General features: G+C 46.6%; 16 protein-coding genes, 1 tRNA gene and 2 pseudogenes. 4 read left to right on the plus strand and 15 right to left on the minus strand.

Features of this window, described 5'->3' with window-relative positions:
- Window positions 1-757: 757 nt before the first annotated feature.
- The 6 genes and pseudogenes from DFP94_RS09195 to DFP94_RS25995 form a co-directional block, all read right to left on the minus strand.
- A pseudogene (locus DFP94_RS09195) lies at window positions 758-2,116 on the minus strand (glycoside-pentoside-hexuronide (GPH):cation symporter).
- Between the two features lie 64 nt (window positions 2,117-2,180).
- On the minus strand, window positions 2,181-4,223 hold the full coding sequence (locus DFP94_RS09200; RefSeq protein WP_114496168.1) for a beta-glucosidase family protein: 2,043 nt from the start codon (window positions 4,221-4,223) through the stop codon (window positions 2,181-2,183).
- A gap of 224 nt (window positions 4,224-4,447) precedes the next feature.
- Window positions 4,448-6,148, minus strand: a complete 1,701-nt coding sequence (locus DFP94_RS09205) for a GH39 family glycosyl hydrolase (protein WP_114496170.1) — start codon at window positions 6,146-6,148, stop codon at window positions 4,448-4,450.
- Complete coding sequence (locus DFP94_RS09210; RefSeq protein ID WP_114496172.1) at window positions 6,096-6,899, minus strand: helix-turn-helix transcriptional regulator; 804 nt, start codon at window positions 6,897-6,899, stop codon at window positions 6,096-6,098. Before DFP94_RS09210 ends, DFP94_RS09205 begins: the two co-directional genes overlap by 53 nt.
- Before the next feature lie 353 nt (window positions 6,900-7,252).
- Window positions 7,253-7,336, minus strand: a tRNA-Leu gene (locus DFP94_RS09215).
- 233 nt (window positions 7,337-7,569) lie between these two features.
- The gene (locus tag DFP94_RS25995) at window positions 7,570-7,830 is read right to left on the minus strand and encodes a hypothetical protein (RefSeq protein ID WP_245954649.1); all 261 of its coding nucleotides are present in this window, start codon (window positions 7,828-7,830) and stop codon (window positions 7,570-7,572) included.
- Between the two features lie 268 nt (window positions 7,831-8,098).
- On the opposite strand from DFP94_RS25995, the pseudogene hcp reads away from it, so the two are divergent.
- A pseudogene (hcp, locus tag DFP94_RS09225) lies at window positions 8,099-9,743 on the plus strand (hydroxylamine reductase).
- Between the two features lie 518 nt (window positions 9,744-10,261).
- Here hcp and DFP94_RS09230 read toward each other — a convergent pair.
- The 9 genes from DFP94_RS09230 to DFP94_RS09270 all read right to left on the minus strand — a co-directional run bounded on the left by DFP94_RS09230 (window position 10,262) and on the right by DFP94_RS09270 (window position 20,416).
- Window positions 10,262-11,176 (minus strand): sugar kinase, encoded by a 915-nt coding sequence (locus DFP94_RS09230; RefSeq protein WP_114496371.1) that lies wholly within the window; start codon window positions 11,174-11,176, stop codon window positions 10,262-10,264.
- Window positions 11,177-11,337: 161 nt separating this feature from the next.
- The gene (locus DFP94_RS09235) at window positions 11,338-12,318 is read right to left on the minus strand and encodes a pectinesterase family protein (protein ID WP_114496174.1); all 981 of its coding nucleotides are present in this window, start codon (window positions 12,316-12,318) and stop codon (window positions 11,338-11,340) included.
- Window positions 12,319-12,348: 30 nt separating this feature from the next.
- Window positions 12,349-12,543: a hypothetical protein gene (locus DFP94_RS09240; RefSeq protein WP_114496176.1), complete on the minus strand. Its 195-nt coding sequence runs from the start codon at window positions 12,541-12,543 to the stop codon at window positions 12,349-12,351.
- Window positions 12,544-12,610: 67 nt separating this feature from the next.
- On the minus strand, window positions 12,611-13,957 hold the full coding sequence (locus DFP94_RS09245) for a glycoside hydrolase family 28 protein (RefSeq protein WP_114496178.1): 1,347 nt from the start codon (window positions 13,955-13,957) through the stop codon (window positions 12,611-12,613).
- 12 nt (window positions 13,958-13,969) lie between these two features.
- Window positions 13,970-15,067 (minus strand): glycoside hydrolase family 88/105 protein, encoded by a 1,098-nt coding sequence (locus tag DFP94_RS09250; protein ID WP_114496180.1) that lies wholly within the window; start codon window positions 15,065-15,067, stop codon window positions 13,970-13,972.
- A 76-nt stretch (window positions 15,068-15,143) separates the two neighbouring features.
- Entirely contained in the window at window positions 15,144-16,019 is an 876-nt protein-coding gene (locus tag DFP94_RS09255) for a carbohydrate ABC transporter permease (protein WP_114496182.1), read from the minus strand.
- An 18-nt stretch (window positions 16,020-16,037) separates the two neighbouring features.
- Window positions 16,038-17,006, minus strand: coding sequence for an ABC transporter permease (locus DFP94_RS09260; RefSeq protein WP_114496184.1), 969 nt, complete (start codon window positions 17,004-17,006; stop codon window positions 16,038-16,040).
- 119 nt (window positions 17,007-17,125) lie between these two features.
- Window positions 17,126-18,676 carry an extracellular solute-binding protein gene (locus tag DFP94_RS09265; protein ID WP_114496186.1) on the minus strand — a complete coding sequence of 517 codons (1,551 nt, stop codon included), beginning with the start codon at window positions 18,674-18,676 and terminating at the stop codon, window positions 17,126-17,128.
- A gap of 216 nt (window positions 18,677-18,892) precedes the next feature.
- Window positions 18,893-20,416, minus strand: a complete 1,524-nt coding sequence (locus DFP94_RS09270) for an extracellular solute-binding protein (protein ID WP_114496188.1) — start codon at window positions 20,414-20,416, stop codon at window positions 18,893-18,895.
- Between the two features lie 216 nt (window positions 20,417-20,632).
- On the opposite strand from DFP94_RS09270, the gene DFP94_RS09275 reads away from it, so the two are divergent.
- The 3 genes from DFP94_RS09275 to DFP94_RS09285 all read left to right on the plus strand — a co-directional run bounded on the left by DFP94_RS09275 (window position 20,633) and on the right by DFP94_RS09285 (window position 26,137).
- Window positions 20,633-22,984 (plus strand): helix-turn-helix domain-containing protein, encoded by a 2,352-nt coding sequence (locus DFP94_RS09275; protein ID WP_114496189.1) that lies wholly within the window; start codon window positions 20,633-20,635, stop codon window positions 22,982-22,984.
- Window positions 22,985-23,224: 240 nt separating this feature from the next.
- Entirely contained in the window at window positions 23,225-24,637 is a 1,413-nt protein-coding gene (locus tag DFP94_RS09280) for a tagaturonate reductase (protein ID WP_114496190.1), read from the plus strand.
- Window positions 24,638-24,649: 12 nt separating this feature from the next.
- Complete coding sequence (locus DFP94_RS09285; RefSeq protein ID WP_114496191.1) at window positions 24,650-26,137, plus strand: UxaA family hydrolase; 1,488 nt, start codon at window positions 24,650-24,652, stop codon at window positions 26,135-26,137.
- The last annotated feature ends 9 nt before the right edge of the window (window positions 26,138-26,146 follow it).

Here is a 26,146-nt window from a genome sequence, read left to right on the forward strand (position 1 = left end):
GCCACACTTTTATGCTTGTCATCCAAATACCGTATTGTTATGCTATCAAGTTGATCATAGCACTAAATTGGAAGCGTTTAAATAATAACAAACCACTGACCAAAAAATCCAGCCTCCAGCGCCGGAGCCGGAGTCCTGGCCCGAACAGCAACATCAATATAGCAATTGAAGGCAGTCACATGTAAATGAAAAATTAAAGATCTCGACTAAAACCCGGAGATTTCTTCAGCTAAAATGATGAGCAATCCCTGAAAGCTGTGGCTCACGAATATGAATGATCTCCAGCAAACGCTCAATGCGCCCGCGTAGAGCCTGACAAATCGCATTAGAGCGAGCTTCGTCCACAAAGAGCGAACCACGGAATATATTCCGCACCTCATCTTCAATCCCGTCCAGCGCGGACAAGTCCAGCCAATCGAAGGAGGTGCTGTGGTGAATATAAATGTTAAATGGATTATCTTTAAAAAAGGAAACTCCCTAACATGGAGTGATTTTGAACAATACAACAATACAGTCATAGGAAGTGGTCTGTATAATTTACGGTATGATATAAACAGTGATTTTTATTTACTTATAAGGTGGTGGTGGCAAAGAAGAGCTTGGCTCCAACCATAATGGATAAATCTGTAGATAAAGGGCAGGAAAATCTGAATTTAATCTTAAGATTAATGAGAAAGAAAAGCAGCAAACCTGTCCGCTATTAATACGAACCGGTTTGCTGCTTGTGTCGATGATGTTGACCCATGTTTAATAGAATTTATTGCGCTCTTCTTACTTCCAATTCCGCAATAATTTCATGATGCGGTTTTTCCCACTTATATAGAAAAACCAGGATGAGAATCGACAATACGCTTAAAATAATGGGCAGCCAAATGAAGCTGATTTCTATCATTTGAAGTGCGGATGAGGTTTGAGTTTGATTAGCAACATAACCTCCTGCTGCAAGCAACCAGGCCGGGATAGCTCCGCCAAGACCAGATCCTAGTTTGATTGCAATACCGGAAGCGGTCGAAGCAAGCAATCCCTGCGCCCGGACCCCTGATTTCCATTCACCATAGTCAACGGTATCCGCAATTAATGCAAATAGCAAGCCTACTGGCAATCCAAAGCCGATTGCACCTATGACTGTACCTGTAAGCACCAATGCTGTACTTTGTCCACTAAAATGAATAATTAATTGCCCCACAATATTGATGACCATTCCTGAAATAATCAGTGTCTTTTTACTATACTTCTTGGATAGAAACGGTACAAAAATGATTCCTATCAGGGTTAACGAACCAAGCGTGTTTACTGTTGTTACAAGATCGGGCTTATCAAGATTGTAGGTAATATAATAGATGCCAGATGACAATTTAATCACGTACATGATAAAAAAAACTACCCCCAGCAAAACTCCTGCAATCCATGGCATATTGCCTTTAATTGATTTGACACTCTCTTTTAGTGGCAACGATTTGCCTCCGGATCTATCCTGAACACGTTCTTTCGTGTTAAAAAACGTAATCAAGAACATGACCATTCCCACTGCGCCAAAAAGAATCATAGTATGGAAGAAGCCTTTTTGCTAATCGCCGTTACCAAAAAATGCAACAAGCGGCAGCAAGGTCAAGTTAACAAGTAACCCACCAAATTGTCCGCCAAACATCCGAAACGTATTTGCAACCGTTCTTTCTTGAACATCACTGGACAAGCTTGGAAGCAGCGTAGTTAATGGATTATTAACTGCTGTATACAATACATTGGAAGCGATATAGAAAATGTAGGCATATACCAGCTTCCCGGAAGCACTTAACTCAGGCCCCATAAACAATAAAATGGTAACGATAGTAAATGGAAAGCATGACCACAATATCCACGGTCTCGATTTCCCCCATCTTGTATTCGTTTTATCAATCAATATTCCGAAGATGGGACTATCGAGCATATCAACAAGTCTTGCAACTAACAGCAGCGTACCGACAGCAGCAGCACCGATACCATATACATCTGTAAAGTAAAAAGTTAAATAAGTCGTAACCACCGCATAAATCAAGTTTGAGCCAGTATCTCCTAAACCGTAGCTTACCTTTTCCAATAATGACAGCTTTTGATTCGACTCTTCTTTCAGTGCCATAGTGTACCCTCCAGATGAAAACGTGTTCAATTTTCAAAAAGCAATCGGTATCATTCTTTGACTCTTACAAGCTAATAATTCCCATAATTAAATCTTTTTCTGCACTGCTGTTTCCGATAAAGACATCATAAGCTATCTCTTCGAGCTCCCAATCATTTGAAACAGGATTGAACCATTTGATTTTTTCGATCGGACAGGCGATTTCAACCTTCTCCTTTTGACCTTGCTTCAGTGTAATCCGTTTGAATCCACGTAAAGCTTTTACAGGTCTATCTATCTTGGAGTGACTAAAACCGACATACATTTGAATGACTTCATCACCTGTTGTGTCCCCGGTATTTTCAATTTCACAAGACCCGATGATTTGATCGTTCATTACTTTAAAGGCTGCATTAAAAATCGAAAAGCTTGTGTAAGATAAACCAAACCCATAAGGTAGCGAAGGCTCTATACCTTCCTTTTCCAGCTTGGCATATCCATGGTAGTAGTCATATTTTATTTCGTCTGCATCCCAATCTACTTTTGGAAGATGGCTTTCGCTTGTTGGTACAATAAATGGCAGCTTACCGCCAGGGTTGACATCACCGAATAGTGTTTTAGCTATTGCGGTACCGCCTTCCATTCCAGGGTAATACGCCATCAGGATAGAGGAGACAGCTTGCTTCCATTCTTCAATCATGATCATATTACCGCCAATTAGAACAGCAGCACAGTTTTGGTTAACTGGCCCAACCGCTTTGATCAGCTCCATGTCCCAAGTGTGCAGACCGAGACTGTTTTTACGATCTCCGCCCTCTTTAAAATCGGCATCCTCGTTTGTGACGGATTCACCTTCATCATCATGGTCATACCCTACAACAAAGACAACGGCATCAACCGATTTTGCCAGGTCCTTGGCTTTTTCAACGTCTGCTCCATTATCAAAAATAACCTCAGCATTTGGAAGCAAGCGCTTGATTCCTTCTAACGGTGTAACAACGTATGGCGGAAACACTCTGCTGGAGCCATAATCGCCAATATTCCCTTTATTGCCAAGCTCTCCAATAACCGCTATACGTTTTGTATCTGTTTTGGAAAACGGTAGAACATCATGATTATTTTTCATCAAAGTCATTGACTTTTCTGCAGCTTCCAGCGCTAAGGCAATATGTTCCTTGCACGCGATAACTTCCTTGCTGTATGTTTCATTGTCAGCCTCTGAAAATGCGAGCAATGTACGTACAATTCTTACTGCTGCCTCATCAATCTTTTCCTCGCTTACTTGACCGTTTCTTACTGCTTCAACCAGCTTATCGCCAAAAAATTTAGTATGGCACATTTCAATATCCATGCCACCATTTGCAGCTTCAACCGTATCTTTTATTCCCCATGCAAAGTCGCTTATGACAAAACCATCAAAATCCCACTCATCCTTCAAAACCTGATTTAATAAATAATCATGATGTCCGCAATGGGCCCCATGGTATAAATTGTAGGCACTCATGATACTGGCTGCGCCTGCATCAACACACTCCTTAAAGTGCGGCAAGTAAACCTCACGCTCCGTACGTTTATCAGCGATGACACTTACCTTAAAACGGGCGCATTCCATACTGTTAAAAGCATAATGCTTTACGCAGGCGATCACGTTTTCATCTTGAACCCCTTTTACTAAGGATGACCCCATGGCTCCCAAATGAAATGAGTCCTCACCGTACACCTCCTGGCTTCTTCCCCAACCCGGGTTGTATGGGAGATTGATGCAAACTCCGCCAAAAAAATTGCCGCCCTGTGCGCGAACCTCTTTGCCGATTGCATGTCCAATGCGTTGTTCAAGATCCTGATCAAAGGTAGCCCCTCTGGACATAGAAACCGGAAAACATGTGCTGTTGCCGGATACAACACCGCGAGGACCGTCAACAAATTTTAATTCCGGTACTCCCGATCGATCATTGCCACCAGCAGGATAAGGTATCCAGTTGTAGTGTCTTTCCTTGAAGTCACTTAACATCTGCTCCATGGATACTTTTCCGCTCATTAAATATATTTTCTCTTCCAAATTCATTTGACCTACGATTTCTTTGGCCTTCGAGCTGTAAGATAAGCGATACTGTTTATTCACCTTCATAATCTGTTCCTCCAATCTATTTTTCAAATATCATTAAACCGCTTTCACTTTTGAGAAGAGATTTAATAAATATTTATAGCATAAATATTAATTGAGATCGGATATTGATTCCTTCCTGTTTCTTAGATGAATGATGGGAAGATAAAAATAAATGTATAGCCTATCTTCAAGAAAACATAAAAAAACCAAAGAATCACCCCTATTTTTAATGGGGATTCCTTAGTTTAATTGTAAAACTTATTTAATATGATACATTCAACACCGTGAACCGGAACATGCAAAGTAAGATAAAAATCACCTTGTAATGTGAGCTGCTTCAATTTCAATGAAGGTCTGGCTATGTTCTTTAGATAATCCGTTTCTTCATGGTTCAGATCGACGTATTCGCCCATCCTAACCCATTCGTCATGCGCAGATCCGTTATTACGGTTGAGGCTGTATCGTTTACATTTAAAGGTTCCGTAAATATTTTTCAGGTGGATATTTAGTAATAAATCATTAGACTCCTCAAAGATATCATAAGAATTTTTATCCGTTTGCCCACCCCTCATGAACAATTGATCAGGATAAGTATGGTTGTAAACCAAAATTTGAATATTCTCTCCTTGCCTTGTCATGATATAATTTTTACCCTTGGCAAATACTGTGCTTCCTAACTTGGATAAAAATACGAACGCATAATATGCTGATTTCTTTATCCCTTCTGTATTGACCAATCCGGTTCCCCCAAAAAACGGAGTATTTTTTATATCCCACTCATAGAGAATATCGGAAGCTGATAAATAACCCATAGCATTTGCAAGTGCTGCCGACTTATCAAGCATATTATCAATAATAAAAGTAGCCATAAAAGCTGTATCATGAAGGAAATTCGTAACGTCCCAGCTAAAATTCCAGCGTGTTACGATGAATTCAATATCCTTCTTATAATGAGCTTTGAGCATGCGGTGCATTTTTTCCAGCAAATTCTTTGTATGATTTTTTTCTTCATATTGAAATGGAATTAATTTTATATCAACAGGGTTTGTTATAGACCGATCCAGCCACTCCTTAAATTTGACCCGATTATGGTAAATATTGCAGCTGTAGAAATCAATGGGTATGTCATTCTTTTCGCAATATTCAAGAAGCTTCTCGGAAATATGTTCTTCAGTATGGAAATTCTCTGCTGCAGGCCCGACTTTTAGTGATGGAGATATTCCTTTAATGAGAAACGCAGTTTGCTTGTATAATTCTAAATACTGTTCAAGCGTGCCGCTCCAATGAATATCATAGGCTGGAAACTCGGTCCAAATTTGAAAGTACCATTCAGATACGATATCACGACCGTAGCGATTGATACAATTCATCATAAAGGATTGAACAAGGGAGAGCCATTGACTCATTTCCTTTGGTGGAGAAGTATTCCCTTGATAATTAAAGAAGCTGGTGCTTTTGCTTGCAAATAAAGGCGGCATATAACTCAAACAAATAAAAGGCTTGATTTCAATATCCCTTAGATAATCAAGAATATTGTTAATAAACTTCCAATTGAATTTTAAACCGTCCCTGTCTTTTTGTACTACGTCCATTGCCTGGTTAAAAACACCTTCAAAGCGTAAATAATCAATCTGGATTTCTTCTTGCATTTCTTTTATTTGGTCACGGATATTTTGGTTTAATAAAGTATTTGCAGATCCAATATTAATGATTTTGTTCCAGACCTGCTTCAATTCATATCGGTCTGTTTGAATATCCTTGACAATAGTTGTTTGAATCGTATTTTCTTCTATCGTTTTTGGTTGGATAGGAATAGTTGCATATTCATTAATTAATTCTGCATTCAAATGGTTAGTTAAAAATCTCCCCTCATCATCCCGCTCCTGATATTTTTTACGTAATTGTAAGGGAGTTAACGAAAATTTGTTTTTTATCGCTTTTTTCATCACTAAAGCCCGAAGCTAAAGCTATATTTGAAATGGACGCTTCCTGGTGTTGCAGCAAAAATAAGGAGTACCTGATCCGGATTTCTTCCAAATATGCCTTAAAGGTAACTCCTACATTTTTTCTGAATTGGTCTGACAAATAAGATGGATTGTAATGCTGCTCCAGCGCTATTTCATTTAGCGTAAGCTTCCCTTTGAAATCCTGTTCAACTCGATTTAGCATTTGCTGGACAATGTTCGAGTCTTTATTCGAGACAGGATTTTCCGGTTCGGTCAAAGAGAGCCTCTTGCTAAAGCGGGAGGTTAAGTATCCTAATAGCCGAAGAACATCGCTATGAATTTCCGTATTATGCTTGTATTTTCGGGTAATTAATTGACTAAATAAAATGCGAATGACATCATACGGATTTTGATTGTCTTCACTATTCTTGAAGGATTTTAAATCGTATAACAAGCTATAAAAGTCATGATTGTATTTATATATAAAAAGACTATCTATATGCAGTTGAATAAAATGAGCATCCAATACCTGTGGAACTACTTGATGGGATTCAAAATGGTTAATTAATAGGAGATCGTTTTCATGTAAATAATAATCATTTTGACCGACCATTACCTTCAGTTTGCCCTGAAGTAGCCAAATGATTTCCAGACCTAAGTGTTGTTGGAACTCCTCGGAATTATAATCATTAATCATGAAATGTATCGGACATCCCGGTAAATATGGAATATGAATCAATGAATGCTTCAAATCAGTACCTCCAATGATTAATGATTGATATCCTGTCTCCAACTGATCTGAAAAATGCAGTTGATACAAAATATATAATCAAAAATTAATGTCGATATCAAGGGCATTGTTTCCTTTATAGACATTTTAGATTAAATTGTAGTTAATCCTTTTATCCACACATCATAACCACCCGTCAAACGGGTAGTTTGCTTTAAGGCTATAAGCCTTTGTTACCGCGTCTAAAGGCGCTAGCTTTCCCTACGTTCAAATTACTCAAGATTTTCCGCTCGTCCTGAAAAAGCAAGCAACTATGCAAAAACTCCTGAATCTCCACAAGGGGAAATTCAAGAGCTCGTTCATTCTTAATATGATGCGGTCGAGAGGACTCGAACCTCCACGGGGGTTAGCCCACACGGACCTGAACCGTGCGCGTCTGCCAATTCCGCCACGACCGCGTTTTCGTCGCCCAATATTCTGCAGCAACGAAATATAAGATATCATATCTTCACAAGAGAGTCAACCTAAAAAACTAACCTGCACCATGTGAACGTCAACGACAATAATTTTTCTCGCGCCCAAGGCCCCTGATTATGGGGTTCGGGGCTGTATATGATAATGTCACTTCACTTTGACCGTCATTTCCAGCTCGTTCACATATTGTTTGACGATCTCGCCCTTTTCGTCCAATTTAAAGAGTCCCCTTGTTTGCCCCCGGTTCCGCATATTCGGGTTTGAAGGCCTTCAATGTAATGGACTTTGCGTTTTTCCCCAACGGACTGAGTACGAAGTTCTTGTACAGGTCACCGGTCCTTTTTTCATCGGTAAGCCCTCCAGATTTTTTATTTTGAAACTTCATATAATTTTTCCAAAGCCTCCGGAACAGCCGGATAAACGCCTCACGATCTCCCCGCTGCGCTCGCTTGACCTCCAGTTCCATATCTTGCTGCACGAATTTCAGCTCCTTTTGAGGGCCCTCTATAGGATTAGATGGACCCGTACATCAAAATATTATAATTACGAAAAAAAATTTGTCATCTTGGAGACATTTGCTCTTTCCCCACTTCGCCCTCGTAAAAAATGTGATTGAAATCACCTGACCAACTTACCTCTGGCGGTATGCTTCTGGATGTCAAGTATTGATTCTACTATATTTTTCCATAGGAGGTTGTTTTAAGATGCCCACAACCGCATCATATGTTGGCACTCGGCAGCCATCCATGTTTTGTTATCAGTGCCAGGAGGCGGCCGGCGGAACCGGCTGCACGATTAAAGGTGTTTGCGGGAAACCGCATGATGTCGCCAATCTGCAAGATCTGCTGATTTATGTTTTGAAGGGCATTTCGTTTCTTTCCATCGGGACACGTCTCCCCGAAGCGTTCGAGCGGCAGGTGTCCGTATTTATCATGGACTCGTTGTTTGCCACGATCACGAACGCCAATTTTGACCGGGAAGTATTCATCGCCAAAATCCGGGAAGCGCTCGCTCTGCGGACCAATGTGAGGAGCCATTGGGAAGAGCAGCATGCCGAAACCGCCGCGGCGCTTCCCGATGCCGCCGTATGGCAAACTGACGACGAATCCTTGTTCGACGCCAAAGCCAATCAGGTCAGCGTGCTTGCCACGGCCGATCCGGACATCCGCTCTTTGCGCGAACTGTTGACATACGGACTTAAGGGCATGGCTGCTTATATGTATCATGCTTTTCACCTGAATCATACGGACGCGGCCGTCGATTTATTTATGCGCCAAGCCCTCGCCGCCACCTTAGACGATTCCTTAACCGCGGACGATCTTGTCGCTTTAGTCATGGAGGCGGGCAAGTTCGGCGTGGAGGCCATGTCTTTGCTCGATCGGGCTAATACCGGAACCTATGGGCATCCCGAAGTAACCCGGGTCAATATCGGCGTCCGTAACCGGCCGGGTATCCTGATACAGCGGGCATGATCTGAAAGACTTGGAGGAACTGCTGCGGCAGACTGAAGGTACCGGGGTCGATGTGTACACGCATAGCGAGATGCTGCCGGCCCATTACTACCCGGCCTTCAAGAAATACGAGCATTTCGTCGGCAATTATGGGAATGCCTGGTGGCAGCAAGCGACGGAATTCGCCGCGTTCAACGGGCCGATTCTGATGACCACTAACTGTATTGTCCCGCCGAAATCTAGCTATTTGGACCGGATCTATACGACCGGCAACACCGGATTTCCCGATGTACGGCATATTCCGGAAGGCCCGGAGGGGCAGCCTAAGGACTTCTCGGAAATCATTGCCCACGCCAAATGCTGTAACCCGCCAACCGAGTTGGAGAGCGGCGAAATCGTCGGCGGCTTTGCCCATCATACCGTGACCGGGATCGCCGATCAGGTCGTAGATGCCGTGAAGGCCGGGGCGATTAAGCGATTTTTCGTCATGGCCGGCTGCGACGGACGGATGAAATCGCGCAATTACTACACGGAGTTCGCCCGGGAGCTTCCCCGCGGTACGGTCATTTTGACCGCGGGATGCGCCAAGTACAAATACAACAAGCTCGATTTGGGCGAGATCGGCGGCATTCCCCGCGTCCTGGACGCCGGACAATGCAACGATTCCTATTCGCTCGCCGTAATCGCGCTGAAACTGAAGGAGATATTGGGCCTCGAGGATATCAACGAACTGCCGATCTCATACAATATCGCCTGGTATGAGCAAAAAGCGGTGATCGTGCTGCTTGCCCTGCTCTACCTCGGCGTCAAAAACATCCATCTGGGGCCGACGCTCCCCGCGTTCCTTTCGCCGAACGTGGCCAACATCCTAGTTGAGAAATTCGGCATCGCCGGGATTACGAACGTTGAGGACGATATGAAGCTGTTCCTGGGCGCGTAACGGGCAGATCATTCTAGTATGCAGGAAGCACGAAGAAAAGGCTGCCGAGAAATTCTTGACAGCCTTTTCTTCGTGCCGAACGCTAGTTAGATTTACTTTCCCTGTTCAGATGCTGCCACTGACGTTCAATATAAACTATTTCATCTGTATCATCAGGATAATGCAGGTCGTAGGGTCGAATTTTAACGAAGTTCACGATTCTTCGTATCGGTTGATAAAGACGAGTTGATGAAATCCACGACAGGACGATCGCGATCATCAATCCAAATACACCGATACCCATCATAAATAGAGACATGATTTTTACCTGTTTGGTCATGTTATCCAAAGAGGTTGCCGTGACATAATTCCAATTTAGTATACAAGAAGTACAACCCTCATTTTCTGAGTGATTGTACTTCTTGCATCAAAGGGGCTTTTTCAGCCTAATGTTCTTTCCACACGACGTTCTCTCCATATTTCACATGATGCTAAAAGTAGCCTAGAGCTATAGCAAGCATCCTATCAGAAAATTGTTCCTAGCGTTCCACATGACCCCGCCCTGCCAAAGAAGCTTCAACTTCCTCTCTGGCAGGCAACCCTTCCCAATCTCCCGGTGCTTGAATGACTTTCGAGCCGACCAGATTACCCAGCCTGATCGCTTCCTCATTAGAATGTCCCTCAATCAGCCCGGCCAGAAACCCCGCACAAAAACCGTCGCCCGCGCCAACGGAATCGACCACGTTTTTCACTTGGAAGTAAGGTACCTCCGTAAGCTTTCCTTGCTCCAGTAGATAGGTCACATTCGGTCCGCCTTTGATAATTTTCACGGCGGATAATTTGTTCAGCTCAGGGAAGAGTTCATCCAAGCTCTCTGATTGATAGAGCAGCCGCAGCTCATCCAGACCCGGGAGATAATAATCGGCCTGCTCCGCCAGGGCCAGCAAAACCGGCCTGGCTTCTTCCGCGCTCCACAGCTTCATACGAAGATTAGGGTCAAAGCTCACTTTGGTCCCATGCTTCTTGGCCAATTTCACCGCTCTGAACACGGTATCCCTGCATGTATTGCTTAAAGCGGCGGTAATACCGGTAATATGCAAAATTTCAGCGTTCGCGATATAGGCTTCGTTCAGATGTTCCGGACGCATGGCACTGGCGGCGGAGTACTTGCGGTAGTAATAGACCGAACTCCTGTCGCCAACCTTTTCCCGCATCATTAACCCTGTGGGGGCATCATCAGCAAACAGCACGCTGGACATGTCCACTCCCTCGCCCCGGATTGCTTTGAAAATACGGCGCCCTACGGGATCGTTGCCCAGCCTGCCGAACCAGCCTGCCGAAATCCCCAATCTGGCCAGGCCGATGGCAACATTGCTCTCGGCTCCGCCGAATGACATTTCCAGCCCCGGACTGTACTCCAACCCTTTTAAACCCGACGACATCAATAATCCCATACTTTCCCCGAACGTTATAACCTTGGGCACGCCCGATAAAGCGGCCTCCTCCGGTATATTACGAAACAATACGCAACAACTCCTCACGACCCAAAATCATCGGATTCCTGCGGAACCCCGCAACCGAACCCATGATATTTATCAACGAATTCCGGGTCTTCTCATTCCGAATCCCTGTCTCCCCGTTTCCAGAAATCACTGCCGGAAAAAATATTGTCCTTACGGAAGTCCGCTTCCCCTTCCCCCGCTTCAAAACAATCTCCCCAAGGCACCCGTTGCAAACGTAACGCGGCTGCATCGAAGACCCCAAATTCCTGATAACAAACGCTGTCTTCGTTCGCGGGGTCACCCCAATTGTCCCAGCCCAGAGGATGAATGTGTGCGCCCATTTTGCAGTCCACGAACGCGGTCTTGGCATACTCGCGCCACGGCCGTCCCAGAAATACCGAGGACACTCCGGGCTCCGCAGTCAGATAGCAGTTCTTGAACACATAACCGTACTCTTGTCCATAAGGAGTAGAAGCCGCCGTAATATAGCTTTCTCTGTTTCCGCTATGAAGCAGGCTGCGTATTTCACAATGCTCGAACAAGGCCGTCGCCCCGCCGAAAATAAAATCGACCGTACCCTCAATGCGGCAATTCCGATAGTACTGCCGATAATGCGGGCGATGATCACGCAAGGGTATTCCGCCAAAACTCGGTCTTTCTTTAGGCACGGGCGGCAACGGTCCCGTAAACAACGTGTCCTGATGGCCTTTAAAAGTACAGTTCCTAAATACAGTCTGATCACAATGGGCATATACGGCGACCGCCTGTCCAATGTTCTCGCCTTGTCCGGCCACATTCGCTATCACGAGATTGTCCAAGACGAGGTGGCTGCCGCCCAGAAATAAGGTCGGCGTCGCAAATGTCCCGATTTCCTCCCCGCTTTCATCAAATTCCTTGGCGTACCGGTTCATCTTAATTTCCACGTGCCCAATCCCGATCAGGTGAAGATGCGAACGATAGATTCGTACCGTTTCTTCATATACCCCGGATAAAATATGCAAGGTAGCCGGTTCCATGGATGACGACTTCTCCAAGACATCAACCGCTGCTTGAATACTATGAAAATCGCAGAACGATTGTTTTCCCACCAACATGATTTGCTCGTTCCTTTCGCTTTTTCTACATTACAGACTACGCTTGATTACGTTGCGTTCCCGGCTCTCCAGTTCAGGCTCAGGCACCCGTTCGATACCGTTCAAATTCAGCAAGAGGGACTCCAGACTGTACCCGTCCAGTTCCTCCTGTCTTAGCGTCTTCACCGAAATCGGCTTATCTTCCGGGAGATCGCCCAGCAATTGTTGCAATGAATCGCGATCCATCCTTTGCTTCCTCCTCTTGCAACCCGCCAAGTTTCTTTCCGGCGATCCCCGTCGCCTTTCACCCGCTTCATTCCGACGGGACCACGGTTACCTGCTCCACCAATTTTTCGGTCTTGGCCGTGTTCTTCGAACGGCAATTCATGACTTCCACATCTTCCCCGTTTTCGATGTAAAAGGCCGGGCCCTCATGGTTTTCGATCGTCACCTGCCTAAACTGCACGTCCCGCACATTTCCCAAAAAGAAGCCGCGGTTATGCATGTCTTCGATCCCCGCCATCATCGCAGGACGGCCGGGAATCGCATTTTTCGCCATCGAAATCTCAATGCCGTCGAACGTGATCTCCGATATATACTGTTCCGCGAGCCCGTAAATGAACCCGGCTGCGGCGTGCACATTGCGAGCGGTAATATTCGTGAAATGAATGCGCCGGAAATTCGGCGTCTCTCCGGTAACCGGATACGGATTTTTATCCCATACGTACTTTTCCTTGCCGCGGGGGCCGCAGAAATAATAGAGGTTCATAATAAACGGACAGATCACGTCCTCCATTACCACGTTGCTGATGCGAATGTCTTCGACGATCCCTCCCCGGCCCCGCCGGGATTTCAGGCGAATGCCGCGATCCGTCTGTTTGAAGATGCAGTTGCTGATCGTGACATTGCGAATATTACCGCTCATTTCGCTGCCCAGCACGACGCCGCCGTGCCCATGAACCATCGTACAATTCGTGATCGTAATATTTTCGCATGGAACCCGCTCTGCCGTATCTTCGGTTCCCGCCTTGATCGCGATGCAATCGTCGCCCACATCGATATTACAGTTGCTGATCCTTACATTCGTGCAGGATTCCGGATTAATGCCGTCCGTATTCGGCGAATCCGCCGGGTTATAAATGGAAAGATTGTCGATGGTTACGTCGTAGCAAAGAATCGGATTGACGGTCCAGCTCGGGGAATTTTTCAGCGTTACATCTTTCAGCGTTACCCGCCGGCAGCGGTCAAAGCTGATCAGCTTCGGCCTTGGATATTCAAGTTGTTCCGGCGTGTTCCGGTGCTTCTCCCACCAAGGCTGCCCGTTTCCGTCCAGACAGCCATCTCCGGTTACCGAAACATGTTCCAACTCGCTTCCGTAAATACAGGAAGCGTGGACCGGACGCTTCACCCCCTCCCATCTGGATTCCACCACCGGATAATCTTCCGGATTACTGCTGAACGACAGGACGGCGCCGGGGCTTAACCGGAGTTCGACATGGCTTTTCATCATAATCGCACCCGTCAAGTAAGTCCCTGCCGGTACATAAACCGTCCCGCCCCCCGCCTGGCTCGCCGCTTTAATCGCAGCCGCGATCGCTTCCGTCGCGGGCACTCCGCTGTTCTTTAGCGCACCGAAATCGGCAATGTTAAACAGTTGCATAGCCATGTTCTCCTATCTATTCAATAAAGTTTGCATTTCAACACATGCCATGACAAAGGCCCCGACCCCGTGCAAATCGTTTTTTACCTTCGGCCGGGTGACGTAGTTCTCGTAATCGCCTGCCGAGGTGCCGATGCAGATGTCCGGAAGCACAAACCGGCCCGCTTCATCCCATTCGACGACCGCGGTTAATCCCTCGAACCCTTTTCGGGCGGCGGCCAGAGCATCTTCCCCAGCCACTCCGTGTTTCACGGCTTTGGCGATCGTGTACACGAACAGGCAGGACCCGGAAGTTTCCAGCCAATTCTCCGGCCGGTCCCCCTTGTCGACCACTTGATACCAAAGCCCGCTCTCTTGGTCCTGATAACGGATGAGCGCATATACGAAATCATGCAACTCTTTAGCCAGGCCATCCCGCCCCTGCGAATGAGCCGGCAGCAAATCGAGAAACTGGGATAAGGCAAGGCCGTACCAGCCCAGTGATCTGCTCCAGAATTCCGGGGAGCACCCCGTCTGCGGGTCTGACCACGGCATCCGGCGGCTTTCGTCCCAAGCGTGATACAACAGGCCGGTATCTTCATCCTTCATGTTTTTCCGCATAAGCCTTTCCTGGTGCAGGACCGTCTCCCGTAACCCCTCGTCGCCGTAAACATTGGCATATTTCAAGGAAAATACCCCCGCCATATACAGCCCATCCAGCCACATCTGATTCGGGTACTTATCCTTGTGCCAATATCCGCCCTCGGACGTTTTATTCAAGGTTAGCAGCAGATTTCGCAGTTTTTCCGCAGCGATCCTGTACTTGGATCGGCCGCTCCGTTCATGCAGCCTGAAGAGGAGAAGTCCCGCCTGCACAGCATCCAGTTCATCCCTGGCAAAATAGAAATTTCCGTATTCATCTACCAGATCATCCACATAGGCCTGGATGTAATCCATATAACGGTCATCTTGAACGGCTTCCCAAAATAGCTCCATCCCGCATAGAAAGACCCCTTGATGATAGTGCCAGCGGTGCGCGGGAGGAAGTCCGCCCGCCGTGTAAGTGTTCATTAAAGAATCGCAAGCCTTCTGGGCCCATTTCATCGGTGTGTCCGGCCGACTAACTGTCATCTCAAAGCTCCTTCCAAATATGAGTACTCTCTCCGGTCGCTTTCATGCTTACTCTTTCGTGCTTACTCCTTCATGCCTACCCTTTCATCGATCCTAACATGGCGCCTTTGGCGAAATGCTTCTGCAAATATGGATACACCATAAGAATAGGAAGCGTAGCCACAACGATAACCGCCATCTTGATCGTCTGATCCGGCGGCGGAACGGTGCCGTCGAGCGTGCTGCTGTGATCCATTCCGCTGGCAAGGACTACGATTTGTCTCAGCAATACCTGGATCGGCCACTTGGCGCTGTCATCCAGATAAAGAATGGCGCTCATATAGGTGTTCCAATAAGTTACTGCGTAGAACAAGGAAATCGTGGCAATCGCCGGCATCGATAACGGCAGCACAATTTTGAACAAAATGCCGAAGTCGCTGCAGCCGTCGATTTTTGCCGATTCTTCCAGTCCCTCGGGAATGTTTTGAAAAAAGTTTTTGAGAATGATCATATTGAACGCACTGATCGCTGACGGAAGAATAAGCGCCGCATACGAATCGATCAGCCCTAATTCTTTCACGATCAGAAAAGTCGGAATCATCCCGCCATTAAACAACATAGTGAATACGACCAGAAAGTTGAAAATATTGCGTCCATCCAAATCTTTTCTGGAAAGGCCGTACGCCATTAATGCAGTAATAAACATACTGAACAACGTACCTATAACCGTGACGCCAATGGACACGCCCATCGCTTTAAAAATCGTGTTCGTCGAAAAAATAAACTTGTATGCATCCAGGCTCCATACCTTAGGGATCAGCACGAATTTGTTCGCCGCCAGTTCCGCGCTTGTCGTGAAAGAGCCCGCAACGACATGGACAAAAGGAAGCACCGTAATCAAAGCTATGATTGCCAGCAGCGTAAAGTTAATAGCCGCATAAATTTTGCCGCTGATAGATCTGTCTTCTACCATTCCAATTCCTCCCGCGTATCAATAAACGCCTTCTTCTCCCATTTTCTTGGATATCCGGTTTACGAGCATGACCATGATCAAGCCGATGATCGATTTAAAGAATCCGATCGCCGTACTGTAACTGAACTGGCCTTGCCTTAAACCTGCCGTAAAGACATACGTATCGATAATTTCCGCTACTTCCCGGTTCATGGAGTTAAGCAGCAGATAGACATGTTCAAAGCCCAGATCCAGCACGTGACCGATTTTCAAGATGAACAAGGTAACGATAACGCCCCGAATCGCCGGCAGCGTAATATGCCACACTTGCCGCAACCTTCCGGCTCCGTCCATTCGCGCCGCCTCATAAAGTCCCGGGTCGATTGCCGCAATGGAGGCCAGGTAAATGATCGTACCCCAGCCCGCTTCTCTCCAGATGACCTGAAAAATATACATCGGCCTGAACCAGCCGGGACTAAGGAGAAAATTGATTTTATTAAAGCCGAAATAAACAAGCAGTTCGTTGATGATGCCTCCGTCCATCGTGACCATAACGAAGGAAATGGAGACGATAATGACCCAGGACATAAAATGGGGCAAATAAACCATGGTCTGGAATATCCTCTTGAAGAAGTTACCTCGGAGTTCATTTAGCATCAGCGCCAGAATGATCGGTACCGGAAAATAAATAAACAGATTCAGCGCGAATAGGATTAGCGTATTTTTTAAAATCGTAAAAAATTCCGGCTCGGTGAACAGCCTTTTGAAATGCTCCAGCCCGACCCACTCGCTGCCGGTTATTCCCTGATAAGGCTTGTAGTCTTGAAATGAAATAATCAGTCCGTACATCGGAGCGTATTTAAAAATAAGAAAATAGAGCACTCCCGGCAATAACATGACATAGATCCATTTGTTTCTCCACAGCCGTTTTTTGAGGTCCCCGGTCTTCTTTCCCCTCTTTGGCCGGAATTTGGGAGCTGCGCTGGACGGAGCGGTGACTTCCTGCATGAGTCTCTTCCTCTCTGCTTCATAATTACAACGCACTTCAGCTAAAACCACTGTAATGGGTTGGAAAAGGCTATTGAACATTTCAATAGCCTTTTCGGTTTTAAAGTTCCGTTATCTCATTATTTTGCCGCAGCGTTGTACTCTTCGATGATTTTCGAACCGCCCCGGCTCTTCCAATCCTCTACCGCTTTATCGAAGCCAGCCTTATCGATCTGTCCGTAAATGTATTTATAAGTTGCATCCGTAATGATTTGTTGGAGTTCCACCCCTTTTTCGGTATAGGTCGCCGAATCGAGAGCCGCCGTCGGATCCGCTACGCCCACTTTAACGTTTTCCAGGATCAGCTCTTCGGCATGAATCCGGCCCGGCAACGTATTGTAAGGTTCGTACATCCCGTTCGTTTCGGATTCTCCGATTACGCTGTCCTTGTAGCCCTTCACTTCACGTTCGTTCAATTCTTTGTCATCGCCCGCTTTGGCTTTCCCTTCTACGACCGTGTAGTGCGTACCTTCAATGCCCCAGTACATCAGATTGGCAACTTCAGGGGTCATCATTTTGTCAAAGAACGCAAGAATCTTCTTAAGTTCCGCCTCGTCCTTTACGGCTGATTTCGGGAACAAAACGACGTTGTTGTAGCCCGGAATCATCCATTGCGCAAACTTGCCGTCAGGTCCGGCAACCATACTGTGGGTATCCAGCACCGCATCCGGGACATTTTTGATTAAATCCTTGTTCAAATTATCGATGTCCTGCATCGATCCTCCGATGTACAGGCCTGCCTTGCCGCTGGTAAACATATTTACGGCATCCGTTTTACTGGTTGCTGCGAAATCCTGGTTCATGTAGCCGCCGTCGCGCAGCTTTTTAAAGAAATCCATCGTGTCGTAATATTGCTGGAACGTAAATTCCGGCTGCAATTGACCGTCCTTGGTTCCCCAGGTGTTCGGGGTTCCGAACCACGAAGAGACGGTTTTGAATGCCCCGTATACCAGTTCATTCCGGTCGGCGATCCCTGTCGTATCTTTAATGCCGTTCCCATCCGGATCCTTTTCCGTAAACGCCTTCGCCATGGCGAACAGTTCATCCACGTTAGCCGGGGCGCCGAGACCCAATTTGTCAGCCCAGTCCTTGCGGTAAATGATTCCCTGGCGCGCAAGTGGTCTGCCGATATACAGCGTGTAAAGCTTGCCGTCCACCTTGGTATTGTCGAGGATTTCAGGTTTCATTTTGCTCAGATTCGGGAATTCGTTCAATAAAGGACCGACTTCCCAAAACTGTCCGTCCTTGATCGCTTCTTTCATTTGAACAAAGGTGCTCTGGTTCTTTAAATAAGTGACCTGAGGTAAAGAACCGGTTGCAAAAGACGTATTCAATTTCTCTTCATAGGAATCGGCCGGGAAAAATTGATATTTCAATTTCGTGTTCGTCAATTTCTCGACTTCATTCTTGATCGTATCCGGTGGCGCCTCCGTTGTGTTCAAAGGCAGCATGATCGTAATTTCTGTCGGTGCCTCCTTAGTCTCTGCGTTCTTCTCAGCGTTTGCATTCGCGGAAGGAGCTGGAGCAGGATCCGTCGATGATGTTTTACTGTTATTGCTTCCCGAGCAAGCGGACAACATGAAACTGAGCGTTAGCAGTGCAGTCAACAACATGGTGAAAGATTTTTTCATACCATTTTGACCTCCATTTAACTTGAATTGGTTACATGCTCACAGTACACGCTCCGATAAATTACGAATACAATCATTTACTCATATCAAGGCCGTGCCGAGAGTCATCTGGATAAATGATTATCGTGATAACGGATACCCGCCGATTCTATTCCGGTACATAAAAAGGGCCGCCCTTAGTAGAAATAACGCTTCTACATCAGGGCAGCCCGGATTTCATTTATTCATTTGCTTTTGCGCAATATCTTCGTTATATTCCTCGATAATCAACTCTCCGCCGTTTCGGCTCCATCGCTCAATCTCCTGCTTGAATCCTTCTGCGTCCAATGTTCCGAGGATGAATCTGTATGTCGCATCGGCAATGATCGCGGAGAGTTCCACGTTCTTCTCGTCGAAGGTAGGGGAGCTAAGCTGAACCGTCGGATCATCCACCAAAAACTGTTCATTGTCCTTGCTCAATTGATCCGCCAGGTCGGTTAGCTGCTCTTTTTTAGCCACATCCAGAATGTTGTTGTTGCCGATATCGGCGATCATCAGGGAATATAGCGGATTGACCTCATTCACGCGCAGCTGGGAGGTTTCTTCCGGAAGAATGACCTTTCCGTTTTCGGTCCTGTAATGCCGCCCTTCGAACCCGTACATCATCAGATTCGCCACATCTTTATCCATAGTCCGGTCAAAAAAGCCCAGCACCTGCTTTAGCTCGCTCTCCGTCGGGATCGTTTTCTTTGAGAAGAGAAACAAGCCGTTGTAATTGGGGATGGACCATACCTTATATCCGTCCGGTCCTTCGATGCGATTCACCAGCGTGAAATCGACTTTCGGATTTAAGGCACGGGCCTCGATGTATAAGCGCTGCACATCCGTCATACTTCCGATAAACACGCCGGCTTCCCCCTGAATGAACTTGTCGCGTTGAATTTCCTTGCTGGTAAGCGCGAAATCCGGATTAATCATTTTTTCATCATATAACTTCTTCATGAAATTCATCGTATTCATATACTCATCCGTCATGAAATCGGGAACCACGCGGCCGTTTTCAATTTTCCAATTGTTAGGCGTTCCAAAGTAAGAACTCAGTGTTTTGAAAACCCCATAAACGAGATCATTCCGATCAACCACGCCGATGGTATCCTGTTTTCCGTTCCCGTCAGGGTCGTTATAAGTAAATTGCTTCATGACTTCATACAGTTCATCCAACGTTCTTGGCTTACTTAGATGAAGATGATTCAGCCAATCGTTGCGAATGATGACGCCCTGCCTGGAAGAAGGGCGCTCGGTATATAGACCGTAGATTTTGCCATCCACGGCAGCCTGATTGAGAATGGAAGCATCGAGACCTTTTAAATTGTCGTATTCCTGAAGGTAAGGCCCTATTTCCCAAAAGGCTTCCGACCGGATCGCGTTCTTCACCAGATTATAGTCCGAAAATTTGACGAAGGTCACTTTTGCCAGAGAATTGGTGGTCAATCCCGTAATCATTTTATCGGTATAGACGCCCTCGGGAACCCATCTGATATCAAGCTGCACCCCGGTTAATGTTTCAATCTCCGTCATGATTTCCTTAGAGGGCTGCTGCGGGAAATGAAGCGGTGCCAGGATCGAGATAAACGGTCGGGGTTCGCCGGAGCCGGACTGAAGTGGTACTTGATTGCTGCACGCGCTAAATAAAGAGAAACAAAGTACAAATATAAAAGTGATATTTCGGCGTTCCTTGTTCCCTTTCGATTCTCCGGACATTCCTGTTTCCTCCCAAAAACTATTGTAGGCTATACGACGTATGGCCTCATTCTCATACACCTATATCATACATGTAGTTTCTTGAAGAATTAACCATTTGAAGCTATGATTTGATGAAATGATTATCGCATTACGAGATGATTATTGTTATGATCTTCCATATTGCATACACTAATATTGGATGACCACTTCTACATAGGTAAGGTGCTGAGTTCATTGAAACCATTAAGTTTTTTGAGCAAACTAACGATATTTACCTTTGCCATTAGCACGCTCCCCGTGATTTTTATCGGTTCCTTTTCCTATTTAACGTCATCAAGGGAAATTCAAAAAAACGTAAACCAAAGTAAAATGGAGCTTATTTCACAAATCAATTCCAATGTAGAGCGCAAGCTGACGACCGTCAACCAGACCTTGAACCAGGTGGTTAATTCCAGCGTACTAAAAAAAGCTCTTGATAGCCCGTTAAATGAAAACGATTTCATTTTATACAACGATCTAAGAAACGAAATCCGCAATATGCAATCCTATGATACGAAACTGGAAGATGTCATCCTGCTCAATAAACAGCAGAACTGGATGATCAAAAATTCCGGACTTTACCGTTTGGATGAATACAAAGACCATAAGCAGCTCTCAAATCTGTTGAATACTTCCGACAACACTTCGTGGGTATTAAATCCGTCTGCATGGTTTTATAGCGAGGAGAGCGTCAACGCCGCCAAGTGCAATTACAGTATTAGCCTGATCAAAAAGCTCCCGACCTCCAAGCTTCATAAATATGGGCTTGCGCTAGCCAATATTCCCGCCTGCAGTCTGCAGGACGTGATCAATTCGGATACGCAGCCCCTGGACAATATCATTGTCATCGATGAAAATAACCGGATCCTGTTGCATCCCGACCTAGCTTTGATCGGCATGCCCGTTGAAGCGAGCGGCTTTAGTGAAGTTTCCCTGATTTCGGACGACGCCAAACCCTCGGGACAGTTTAAGACGCAAATAAACAAAAAAGAAAATTCTATCACTTACCTACGTTCCCAATTAAACGGCTGGGTGTATTTGTCCGCGACCTCCATGGAAAGTTTAACGAAGGAATCCAACAAAATCGGTTTTTATACGGTGATGATCTGTATGCTTATGCTGCTGTTTTCTATTTTGTTGGCATGGGCCGGCTCCCGCCGCATGTACACTCCGATAGAACGGCTGCTCAATCTGATGGGGCAACGAAAAACCGACCTCCGATCCAAACGTACCAATGAATTTCAAATGATCGGGGAACATATGCACCATTTATTCCAATCCAAATCGCAGCTGGAAAAGGAAATCCGCCAACACATCACGCAGGTACGCACCTTCTCCCTCAGCCAGGCTTTCCACGGAAACTACAAGAAGCGGGAGTTGCTTGAAAATCTCGAGCAATTCGGCTACCGCACCCAGATCGAGGAATGGAAAACGATGGCCGTATTAACCTTGTCGATCGATTTCTCCGACGATACGGACTATGAGAAAAAGGATTTGAACTTATTGTTGTTTGCCGCACACAACATGATTGAAGAACTCGTATGTCCGGAGAACCGGCTGGCTCCGGTCATTATGGATCAGGTCATCGTGACGTTAATCGGAAGCACCGATGGTGAACCCGACTCTTTCCGCAAGAGCCTTTATTCTTTAACGGAAGAGCTGCAGCAGGAAATCAACAAATGCTTAAAGCTGGAAGTGAGTATCGGCCTGAGCCTGCCGTTTCAATCCTTCCACAAAATCCCAACTGCTTACAGGGAAGGACTTGAAGCGTTAAAATACCGGATCAAGCTGGGGAAAGGCGTCATTATCCAATATGAAAACATTAACTCCGGCAATCATTATTTGAATTTGAACTACCCGAGCCATAAAGAAAACGATCTGATGGACGCCATCAAGCTGGCCGAAACCGAAAAAGCGAAGGAACTGGTCTCCCTGCTGTTCGCGTCGATCTTCGCGCAAGAGCTTACGCCGCAGGAATATCAGATCCCGCTGACCCGCCTGCTGAACAATTTGCTGATCATGATGCAGGAATCGGGGATCTCCCTGAACCAGATTTATCACGCAAACGGCTCCTTATATGAGGAACTGCTTGATCTTCATACCGTGACGGAAATTGAGGATTGGTTCTGGAGCGTCGTCATCTATCCGATGATTAAAATTTTCAACAGCAGGCAAAATGCCCAGTACCACAACATATCCGAGAAAATCATCGACCTGGTGCAGCATGATTACGATACGGATTTGACGCTGGAAGAGTGCGCTTCCCGGCTGCATTACAACGCCAACTATATCAGCAGCATCTTCCGCAAGGAAACGGGGTATTATTTCAGCGAATTTCTCACGATGTACCGGTTCAAAATGGCCAAAAAGTGGTTGGCGGAGAGCGATATGCCCGTCAAAGATATTGCGGCGAAGCTGCGTTATAACAACTCGCAAAACTTTATCCGATCTTTCCGCAAACAGGAAGGAATGACACCGGGACAGTACCGCGAAAACAACGGGAACTCCAGGCATAAACCAAAGATGGATGAATCGGCCGAGGGCTAGAAGCGAAATTAATTTTAACGTGTGCATGACGATAAATCTATTGACTAAAAAACCTTTAAGAATTAAAATGAACACGATAACATTCCCCAGTGACGATATTGGCTCGGACTTATTGAATTGACATCCACAGTACGAAACACGGAATAATACTATATCTTGAAAAAAGAGTTCTCTCTTTTTTTAAATAAAAATGTTAACGTGTGCAAAATGCGTTAGCCGAAAAGGAGTCAGAGATCACTTATGACACACCCACTTTCCAGATCCGCTTTTCCCGATTTGCCCTCCTATCCTGAGTCCATGATCCAATTTGGGGAAGGAAACTTCATGCGTGCCTTTGTGGACTGGCAATTGCAGCAAATGAACAACCAGGGCCTGTTCCAGGGCAGTGCCGTATTGGTTCAGCCTATCGAACAAGGGCTGGGTGAGCTTTTAGCCAAACAAGATTACCTTTACACTGTGCTTCTTAACGGGATTATGCAGGGAGATCAAGTGAATTCGCGAGAAATTGTTACCAGCGTAAGCCGGGTGATTAATCCTTATACCGAGCATGAAAATTATCTGACTCTGGCTGAAGACGACCGGTTGGAATTCATCACCTCCAATACAACTGAAGCGGGCATCGCTTATCACCCTGAGGACCGTCTCACCGATACGCCGCAGAAGAGTTTTCCCGGCAAGCTCACCGCGCTATTATACAAACGCTTTCAGTTAGGCAAAAAAGGCTTCGTTATTATTCCATGTGAACTGATCGACCGCAACGGCGAGAAATTGAAACAGATCGTGCTCCAATACGCGCACGAATGGCAGTTGGGAGATGCATTCCTGGAATGGCTTGAGCAGGAAAACACGTTTTGCTGCAGCTTGGTAGACCGCATTGTTCCCGGCTATCCGCGGGACAAAGCCGCCGAGTTGGAGCGGGAACTGGGATACCAGGACAATCTTATGGTCACCGCGGAGCCGTTTCTGTTCTGGGTCATTGAAGGACCGAGCTGGATCGAAGACCGGCTGCCGCTGGCCAAGGCAGGACTGAACGTGGTGGTGACGGAGGACATGACGCCTTACCGCGAACGGAAAGTCCACTTGTTGAACGGTCCCCATACGGCCATGGTTCCGCTCGGATTGTTGGCAGGCCTCGAAACGGTAGAAGACGTAATGCTTGACGCGGAAGCTTTCTCCCCATTCATTAAAAAATTGATGGAGCAGGAAATCATTCCTATGCTGGATCTTCCGGAGGATCAATTGCTTTCCTATGCCGATGCTGTGCAGGAACGGTTCAAAAATCCGTTCATCCGTCACGAATTGACGTCGATTTCCCTGAACAGCATCTCGAAATTCAAAACCCGCCTGCTGCCGATTTTGCTTCGCTTTCAGCAGGAAACCGGGACGCTTCCGCCGCTCATTACGCTCTCCTTTGCGGCGCTGCTGCTTAGCTATCGGGGAGATCGGGTAACCCGGCAAGACGGCCCTGAAATCCTCGCTTTGTTTGATTATACCTGGGGTGATCCTGCCGGGTTTATTGCATCCATTTTGAAGGAAGATAGCTTATGGGGAACCGGTTTATCAATGGTTCCGGGGCTCAAGGAAGCCCTTGAAACTTATGTACGACAACTGGAGCAAGCGGGCAGCCGGTCCGCTCTGCAACAACTGATTTAGGAGGGGTAAGCCATGACTACATTGATGAAAATGAACGTCAGGGACACGGTAGCCGTCGCTCTGCAACCGATTAAATCAGGAGCAGAGCTGCATTTCGAAGGCATCCAACTTCGGCCGGCTGAAGATATACCTCAAGGCCATAAAATCGCTTTAAGAGATTTTGAGCAAGGGAACGTCATCACCAAATACGGTTACCCGATCGGCCATGCAACGACGGCCATCAAACAAGGAGATTGGGTGCACACGCATAACATCAAAACCAATTTGGCCGGGGAAGAAGAATACGAATACGTTCCGGACTTGCATCCGGTCACCTATCCCAAACGCAATCTTACCTTCCAAGGATACCGTCGCAGCAACGGCAAAGTAGGCATCCGCAATGATCTGTACATTATCCCTACGGTCGGCTGCGTTAACGGCATCGCCGAGCAAATGCTGCTGGAGTTTAAAGCGCAGCACCCCGATCTTGGAACCTTCGATAATATTACGGTGCTCAAGCATCCGTACGGATGCTCGCAATTGGGCGATGATCACCGCATGACCCGCAGCATCCTGCTCGATGCGGTAAAGCATCCCAATGCCGGCGGCGTGCTCGTCTTCGGCCTCGGCTGCGAGAACAATATCGTCTCCGAGTTCCGCGGCTTGTTGGGGGAATACGACGAGGAACGCGTCAAATTTCTGGTGGCACAAGAGGTCGGCAATGAGGTCGAGGCCGGTCTGGAATTATTGGAAGAGCTTTACGTTGCCGCGCAAAACGATCATCGCGAGCCCGTTCCCGTCAGCGAATTGAATGTAGGACTAAAATGCGGTGGCTCCGACGGTTTTTCCGGCATTACCGCTAATCCGCTACTGGGCGCTTTCTCCGACTTCCTGATCTCCCAAGGCGGAACCTCCGTATTGACCGAAGTTCCGGAAATGTTCGGAGCGGAGAAAATGCTCATGGCGCGCGCGGAAAACCGCGAGGTGTTCGAGGACATCGTATCCTTGATCAACAATTTCAAACAGTATTTCCTTTCCCATGGAGAATCGGTATACGAGAACCCTTCTCCCGGGAACAAGGCGGGCGGCATCAGTACACTGGAGGACAAATCGCTCGGCTGTACCCAGAAAGCCGGGACTTCGACGGTTGTCGATGTATTGCAATACGGCGAAAAACTTCGCAAAAAAGGTCTTAGTCTGCTGCAGGCACCCGGCAACGATCTCGTTGCGGCTTCCGCCTTGGCCGCCTCGGACTGCCATCTCGTTCTGTTCACGACCGGGCGCGGCACGCCGTTCGGCAGCTTCGTGCCGACGATGAAAATCGCCACCAACAACGATATTTTCAACAAAAAAGGGCACTGGATGGATTTCAATGCCGGTCCATTACTGGAGACGCCCATGCCGGAAGTGTTGGAGCAATTTATAGAATATGTGATCAACGTAGCCAGCGGCGAGAAAACGCGCAATGAACAAAACGAAGTCCGCGAGCTGGCCATCTTTAAAACCGGAGTGACATTATAAGGAGGCAAT

Source organism: Fontibacillus phaseoli, assembly GCF_003337355.1.
Taxonomy (GTDB): Bacteria; Bacillota; Bacilli; order Paenibacillales; family Paenibacillaceae; genus Fontibacillus; species Fontibacillus phaseoli.